Source organism: Coprococcus sp. ART55/1 (assembly GCF_000210595.1).
Taxonomy (GTDB): domain Bacteria; phylum Bacillota; class Clostridia; order Lachnospirales; family Lachnospiraceae; genus Coprococcus; species Coprococcus aceti.
On sequence record NC_021018.1, the window covers coordinates 1673349 to 1680495 of the forward strand.

Sequence of the window (7147 nt, forward strand, 5' to 3'; positions counted from 1 at the left end):
CCGATTTCCGGTCAATTTCATCTAAAGTGTCCATTAGCGGATCCGGCATATTGAATCCTTATTTTTCTTGTGATAACTTTTCCCACAGCGTATCAGAACATCAGGAGGAGTAAATTATGCCAAGAAAATATTATCCATTAACACCTTCACAAAAGATACATTTCAAACCAATTATTGAATTTGGCACTCAGCAAGTCGCAAATATAAGCATTTGTATGACTCTGCAGGCGCCGCTTGATTTTGGTTTGCTGAAAAAATGCATACAACTGGAATACGAGAGATACGAATGCCTGCGAATCCGTTTTACAAAAGTTGACCCAAATGGAGAGGTACGGCAATATGTTGTTTCTCACGATGACAGAGATATTGATTACGAAAACCTTTCATGGCTTTCCGGTGATGACGCTTAGCACCGCATGGAAGAATGGTCCAGAATTCCATTTGACGGGGACAATATTCCAATGAATGTGATAAAAATGATCTCGCTTCCGGGTGGCTACAATGGGCTGTACATCAAGATCGATCACAGACTCATGGATTCATGTGGAGCTATCGTCATGGTGAATGACATCATGGAACTGTACTGTCATTACAAATTTGGCACGCCTTATCCCGAGGACATGGCAAGTTTCACTGACATGGTCGAACGTGATCTTAAAAAAAGCACAGACGAAAAACGTGTCTCAAAAGACCGCATGTACTGGCAAAATGTGCTGGAGGAAAATGGAGAACCTATTTACTCCGATATACAGGGACAACGGATACTTCAGGAAAGCAGACGCCTTCACAATGACAAGTCACTCCGCGCTGCAGATCAGGAGATCAACGACCTGTCTGTCGCTACAAAGAACTATCATCTGGATGCTGAGCCAACCCAGAATCTCCTGGATTTTTGTATGAACAATCACATACCCATGACCAACCTCATTCTCATGGGAATACGAACTTATCTCTCCAAGGCAAATGGCGGACAGACTGACATTTCCATAAGGAATTATGTTTCAAGACGTTCCACACATGCCGAGTGGGTATCAGGTGGCTCTCGCGCAATGGCATACCCTTGCAGAACCATCATTGATCCGGACACAGAGTTTTTGGATGCAGTTTTCATGATTCAGGATGTTCAGAATCATGTATACCGACACTGCAATTATGACCCGGAACTTTTGTCTGACCAGATGAAAGAAATGTTCCACACTCCTCCACACACTACTTATGAGAGCGTGGGGCTTACTTACCAGCCTCTTCCTATCAGGCTTAAAAATCCGCATCTCGAAGACATTTCCGTAAGGAGCATGTGGATTCCAAACGGTACATCAAAACAAAAGATCTATCTCACCGTCATGCACAGTGCAAATGATCTGGGTTTGAATTTCTATTTCAGATACCAGACCGCAAGTCTCTCCGAACAGGACATTGAACTGTTCTACTACTACCTTATGAAGATAATCTTCAAAGGCATTGCCGAGCCAGAAATGACTGTGGGCGAAATCATCGAATGCATCTAACTATTTTTTTGGGGACGGAGGTTCCTGTCCCCTTTAATTAATTCAATAAGGAGATTTTTAATATGAATACTAATATAACTTTTTTGAACATTGTTGCCGAATACTGCAATACACCAGCTGATGAAATCACTAATGATATGCGATTCATAGAAGATTTGGGCTTTAGCTCACTTGATTTCATGACTTTTCTCGGCGACCTTGAAGATACATTTGACGTGGAAATCGATGAAGATGAGATCATCAATATTCACACTATAGAAGACGCCATCAAATACCTTGACAACCTGACAAGCTCTTCTGCATCGGTTTAACATTAAAAATCTGGGACGACGGAGTATGTCCCATTTTGCCTCACATAAAAGAAATGGAGATATGATATATGGAAGAAAATATTCTGGAAATTGTTGAAAAAAGCTGTCGGATACATAGAGATGTAATAGCTGTTAAATATCTGTCTCACAGAGAGATTGTCGAAAAGAGCTACGGAGATCTGTGGGATGACATTCGCAAAACTGCTGTCATTTTGCGAAATAAAGGACTCTGCGGAACACATATTGCACTGGTGGGAATCAGCTCTTATGAATGGATCTGCGCCTACATGGCTATACTTTTCACGGGAAATACTGCTGTACCGCTAGATGCAAACCTGTCTGCTCCGGAATTACATGAACTTCTGAATCGGTCAGGATCAACTGCATTATTCTGCGGAGCATCCAGAAAGGATGTGATAACAGAACTGACAGACGATTGTCCCGAAATGAATATTGTATTCACCATGGAAAAGAAAGTCGATATAGAGCATCTGGAGGGTGCAGATTCAAATCCACAATTAGCAATTTTGTCATTTGAACAGCTCCGCAGCGAAATTACCATACCGGCTGACTTTGCATTTGCCGATCAGGATAAGGATAAAATGTGTACGCTTATGTATACCTCCGGAACAACAGGTAAAAGCAAAGGCGTCATGCTGTCTCAATTCAATCTCGCACAAAATGTTGAAAATGTATATGTAAATCTGGAACCTGGTGTAACTATTCTGAGCGTTCTTCCTATACATCACGCCTTCTGCCTGACAATGGAATGGATGAAGGGCATTTCGCTGGGCGCCACTATCTGCATCAATGACTCGTTGCTCCACATGCTGAAAAATATGAAACGGTTCCAGCCCGTTGGCATGCTGATGGTTCCTCTCATGGTAGAAACCATTTACAAAAAACTCAAAGACGTCAACCCTCTCCTTCCTAAAAAGCTGGTTGCAAAGGAAGCATTTGGCGGTAAACTGGAATATATATTCTGCGGAGGGGCATATCTGGATCCTATGTATGTTACCGAATTCAAAAAATACGGAATAGACATACTCCAGGGATACGGCATGACTGAATGCTCCCCTGTAATTTGCTCCAACAATCACAGATACAACAGACCCGGATCCGTTGGCAAACTCCTGGACAACTGTGCTGTTCGTTTTGTCGATGAGGAAATTCAGGTAAAAGGCACAAGCGTCATGTCCGGATACTACGACATGCCAGACGAAACCGCAGAAGCTTTTCAAGACGGCTGGCTCTGCACCGGAGATCTTGGTTATCTCGACTCCGATGGTTTCATGTATATAACCGGAAGGAAAAAGAACCTCATCATTCTGGCAAATGGTGAAAACATATCCCCTGAGGAACTGGAAGGAAAGCTTTCTATAGAGCCCCTTATTTCAGAAATAGTCATTACCGGCGACGGCAACCATCTCACTGCTCACATATATCCAGATCAGGATTTTGTAGATAAGAAACATATGGATGCAGACAGAACTTCTGAAAAATTGCAAAAAATTATTGATACTTTTAACAAAAACCAGCCAACATACAAAAGGATCTCTGCACTGGATATAAGAAAAGAGCCGTTTGAAAAGAGTTCGACAAAAAAGATCAAAAGAAATCTCGTATAACAATAGACTCACACGCATTATTGTTGTAACATTGCTGTATTAGATAATGACAAAACTGCAGTACCAAGCCAGGCAGCAGATAAAGGAGACAGCCATGATCAACTCAACCGATCCCCGATATGATAGAACTGAAAGTGACCTTCTAGATGCATTCAAGATACTTGCAGGTCAAAAGGCTCTGAACAAAATAAGCGTGTCCGAGATAACCAAACTCACAGGTGTGACCAGAAGCACATTTTACAACCACTATGAAGACATGCCTGCTTTCATCAATGCCATGGAAGACCGCATCATCGATGAAATATTTCAGATCATGAATAGCTTCAAACCAGAAGGCAATCTTGAGATCTGCCACCAGTTCTTCAGGTCTCTATGCGAATACATGAAAGCAAATAGATTTCTCATGATCATCATTGCCACACCTGAGGCTTATGATTTCGTGGAAAAGGCACTGACAATGTTCCATAGATACGTGCGATTAATTCTGGAAAAATCCAGCAAGACCGGCCTGGCCCAGGAGAAATACTCATACGCCGTAGCATACGCAATAGGCGGCGTGGTTGGTATCCTGCACAAGTTTGCAGTGGATAACTGTCAGGAAAGCAGCGACAAGGTGTCTGCTTTCCTGACAGAAGCGTTTCTGGATGGTATGAGACCGTATTTGGGGATATAGGTCTCACCACTTCCTGATAACCCCCAATAAAGTCTCCTCGAAACACTATGATATCTTCAACTTATTCTCAAGCCAAGAAATGATTATTCCACAATACGGTGTTAAATTTCTTTCCCGAACCAGGCTTTCATATGTACGCTCCAACTCACGTATAAATACTTCCTGGGATTTCCCCTTACATTTCCTCATGATTCTGCGCTGTTCTTCCTGTAATACTTTTTTACGCGTCGCAGGAAGAGAAACCGCCTCACAATTTAAATTCAGGGTCTCTGTAACATCCTTATTGATTTCTTCATCATCCGAATAAATGCTGCCATCTGATCTATACTTTATCTTTCTAATTGACTGTTCATCAAAGGGATTAACTGCAAGCTCTGTATTTCCTCTATGTGCATCGCAAGTTGTATCATCATGTTTTACTCCTTTTGTCAAACTGTTTCCATAGCAGACTCCTAGCATCCATTTAAAATCCAAAGTAGATTTTTTGTCATGTTCAATTTCACCATGTGGATGTCTCGGTCTGCAATGTTCAATTCTTTCGACATTTGGACTAGCAATTTTCTTCATACAATATGCACACAAATGCTTTTGTTCTTCCCACAACTGGGTTCTGACGTCCTGTAAAACATTCGTAGGCATGTCCACCTCATAATCTGCCTCAGGATACTGCTTACGGAATTGCAACAGGCTGTTCGGTTCCTTTCCTCTTTTTACAACTATCATACACTATTCTCCCAGTATCTTTTCCAAATCAAGTGCTGTTCTCGCTGCTGCAATATCAGGATCTGTCGTTCCAACAACATCCTCAATCTCCGATAAAACTTTATCCGCTTCATCATATTGCTTATTATCCATGAATACATAAAATGCCTTCAATAGCTCTGTTATTCTCATTGGACGTTCAGATACCTTCATCACTTCCCTTAGTATGGAATTTGCATCTCTTCCATATGTCTGCGCCGCTGGAATATAAATCTCTCCGTTATCCAGAATTCGAATCTGCTCTCTGGAAACAGAATTGATAACTGCCGGGGCATGTGAACTGACGATGAATTGTATCTTTGGAAAAATACTGATTAAATCGCTTATAATTGTCTGCTGCCACTGCGGATGCAAATGTAGATCTATCTCATCTATTAAGATGACTCCCGGTGTTTCTTCCAGCACCTTTTCACCCAGCATAGGATTTAAAACAGCCATACGATACGCTATATCGCCAATCATACTAAGTGTATTCTTGTATCCATCACTCATTTCATCCATTGCAAATTTTTGTAAAATGCCATCTGCACTTTCAAAATCCAAAACCAATCTGTGTGTATCAAGATCGAATATAATGCTAGCATTTTTAGCGCCACTAATTCTCTCAAAGCACTTGCAGATAGCTGTTTCTACAGTCTTTAACAATAACGATTTTTCTATAACACCAGTTCTCTGCCGCTCCTGGAGACATTTTAATGTCTGAGTATGAAACCAATTAAGCATCAGCTTTTCATTCGACTCAGCTGCCATACAATCTACATAACCAACCTGTCGTTTAAATTTCGTGAGAGATTTTATATTTTTTTCCTAACCATCTTTACTGTTATTGGTTTGTTAGATCTTTGACATCATCTCTGATCCGACGTTCTTGAAATTCTTTTTTTGGAATTTCAGGGTTGTCATGTTGTTAATTTTTCAAGGTTCTTTGTGCTCTCGCCTCTCAGCGACAACTTCTATATGTTATCACATCTGAAGTTCTTTGTCAACAACTTTTTCATCTTTTTTCCAAGACCTTTTCGGTTGCTGATGTCTGACCTCTTCGGCGACAACTTCTAAATACTACCACACCGAAGTGTGTATGTCAACAACTTTTTTCAAGTAATTTATAATCATGTCTCAGTGACATATCATGTTGTATACCTATAAAAGCTGTCGTCTGCTGCCTACTCATGCGACAGCTTTTATAAGATACCACCACTGCAATTTTATGTCAAGGACTTTTTTTATTTATCTGACAATTGTGTGCAATTGTTCTAAACAGCCTCCCCTACATATGACAATCTACCTATTCTTCCTCTGGATATGTAAATCGCCATGATCTTCTGAACTCTGTCATCATATCCATGACATCCTTTGTATATTCCAGATACATATCTCCATCACCGGATATCGCACTCTCCATGTCCTGAAGCTCATACGCAAGGGCATCCGCATTTTCTCCAGCTGCAACAGTCTCAGTTTTGCCTGTATCTGTGTATGTGACCTTCGCCTCCCACGCTCTTGGATACTCCATCACCTCTATATATCCGTTTTCACATGATACCATTCCACGTTTCGGCTGCTTCGAGTGAAGGGACAGCATAACGGTTGCCATCTGTCCTTCCTTATTCATAAGCAAAAGTCCTGCCTGCTCATCCACTCCAGTAGGCGCAGGCTTAACCTGTGAAAGAAGCTTGTCTGGCTTTGAATCCATGAACCACCTTATAAACGACAGGGCATACACACCTATATCCAGCATTGCCCCTCCCGCAAGGTTTCTGTTGAAGAATCGATTGTTCATATCATAGTCTTTGAAGCTTCCAAAGTTCATGGTTATGAGATTGACTTTGCCAAGTGCACCCGAGTCCAGTAGCTCCTTAAGTTTTCTGTAAATAGGCATATGATAAATAGTCATCGCCTCTCCTATGATCACATTGTGCTGCTCCGCCAGTTCCAACATATCTCCAAGTTCACCGCTGTTCAATGTTATAGATTTTTCCACAAGTATATGTTTTCCATTCTCTATCGCTCTTCTCATAAACTGTATGTGTGTATTGTGTGGTGTCGTTATATATATCACGTCCACTTCCGGATCCGTGAACATCTCATTGTAGTCTGAATAAACCTTACCTATGCCATACTTCTCAGCAAATGCCACCGCTTTGTCATACGTCCTGTTACCAACCGCATAAATGTTCCTGCCATTCTTTTTGAGTGCCACTGCCATCTCATTTGCGATAACTCCTGTTCCGAGAACTGCCCATTTGATATCTTTCATGTCTATTT

General features: G+C 41.3%; 6 protein-coding genes and 1 pseudogene. 4 read left to right on the top strand and 3 right to left on the bottom strand.

Features of this window, described 5'->3' with window-relative positions:
• The first annotated feature begins 116 nt into the window (after nt 1-116).
• The 4 genes and pseudogenes from CCU_RS07685 (at nt 117) to CCU_RS07700 (ending at nt 4120) form a co-directional block, all read left to right on the top strand.
• Nucleotides 117-1508 (top strand): annotated as a pseudogene (locus tag CCU_RS07685) (condensation domain-containing protein).
• Nucleotides 1509-1570: 62 nt separating this feature from the next.
• The gene (locus tag CCU_RS07690) at nt 1571-1819 is read left to right on the top strand and encodes an acyl carrier protein (protein ID WP_015534183.1); all 249 of its coding nucleotides are present in this window, start codon (nt 1571-1573) and stop codon (nt 1817-1819) included.
• A gap of 68 nt (nt 1820-1887) precedes the next feature.
• On the top strand, nt 1888-3447 hold the full coding sequence (locus CCU_RS07695; protein WP_015534184.1) for an AMP-binding protein: 1560 nt from the start codon (nt 1888-1890) through the stop codon (nt 3445-3447).
• A 94-nt stretch (nt 3448-3541) separates the two neighbouring features.
• On the top strand, nt 3542-4120 hold the full coding sequence (locus tag CCU_RS07700) for a TetR/AcrR family transcriptional regulator (RefSeq protein WP_015534185.1): 579 nt from the start codon (nt 3542-3544) through the stop codon (nt 4118-4120).
• Between the two features lie 45 nt (nt 4121-4165).
• Here CCU_RS07700 and CCU_RS07705 read toward each other — a convergent pair whose 3' ends face one another.
• The 3 genes from CCU_RS07705 to CCU_RS07715 form a co-directional block, all read right to left on the bottom strand.
• A complete protein-coding gene (locus CCU_RS07705; protein ID WP_015534186.1) occupies nt 4166-4843 on the bottom strand; it encodes a hypothetical protein in 678 nt (225 codons plus the stop codon).
• A 3-nt stretch (nt 4844-4846) separates the two neighbouring features.
• The gene (locus CCU_RS07710; RefSeq protein ID WP_015534187.1) at nt 4847-5632 is read right to left on the bottom strand and encodes an AAA family ATPase; all 786 of its coding nucleotides are present in this window, start codon (nt 5630-5632) and stop codon (nt 4847-4849) included.
• 535 nt (nt 5633-6167) lie between these two features.
• On the bottom strand, nt 6168-7139 hold the full coding sequence (locus tag CCU_RS07715) for a Gfo/Idh/MocA family protein (protein WP_161172226.1): 972 nt from the start codon (nt 7137-7139) through the stop codon (nt 6168-6170).
• Between the last annotated feature and the right edge of the window lie 8 nt (nt 7140-7147).

What these genes read in the sequence shown, in the direction of transcription:
- CCU_RS07690 (WP_015534183.1), top strand. Translation starts at nt 1,571, where the DNA reads ATGAATACTAATATAACTTTTTTGAACATTGTTGCCGAATACTGCAAT.
- CCU_RS07695 (WP_015534184.1), top strand. Translation starts at nt 1,888, where the DNA reads ATGGAAGAAAATATTCTGGAAATTGTTGAAAAAAGCTGTCGGATACAT.
- CCU_RS07700 (WP_015534185.1), top strand. Translation starts at nt 3,542, where the DNA reads ATGATCAACTCAACCGATCCCCGATATGATAGAACTGAAAGTGACCTT.
- CCU_RS07705 (WP_015534186.1), bottom strand. Translation starts at nt 4,843, where the DNA reads ATGATAGTTGTAAAAAGAGGAAAGGAACCGAACAGCCTGTTGCAATTC.
- CCU_RS07710 (WP_015534187.1), bottom strand. Translation starts at nt 5,632, where the DNA reads ATGGCAGCTGAGTCGAATGAAAAGCTGATGCTTAATTGGTTTCATACT.
- CCU_RS07715 (WP_161172226.1), bottom strand. Translation starts at nt 7,139, where the DNA reads ATGAAAGATATCAAATGGGCAGTTCTCGGAACAGGAGTTATCGCAAAT.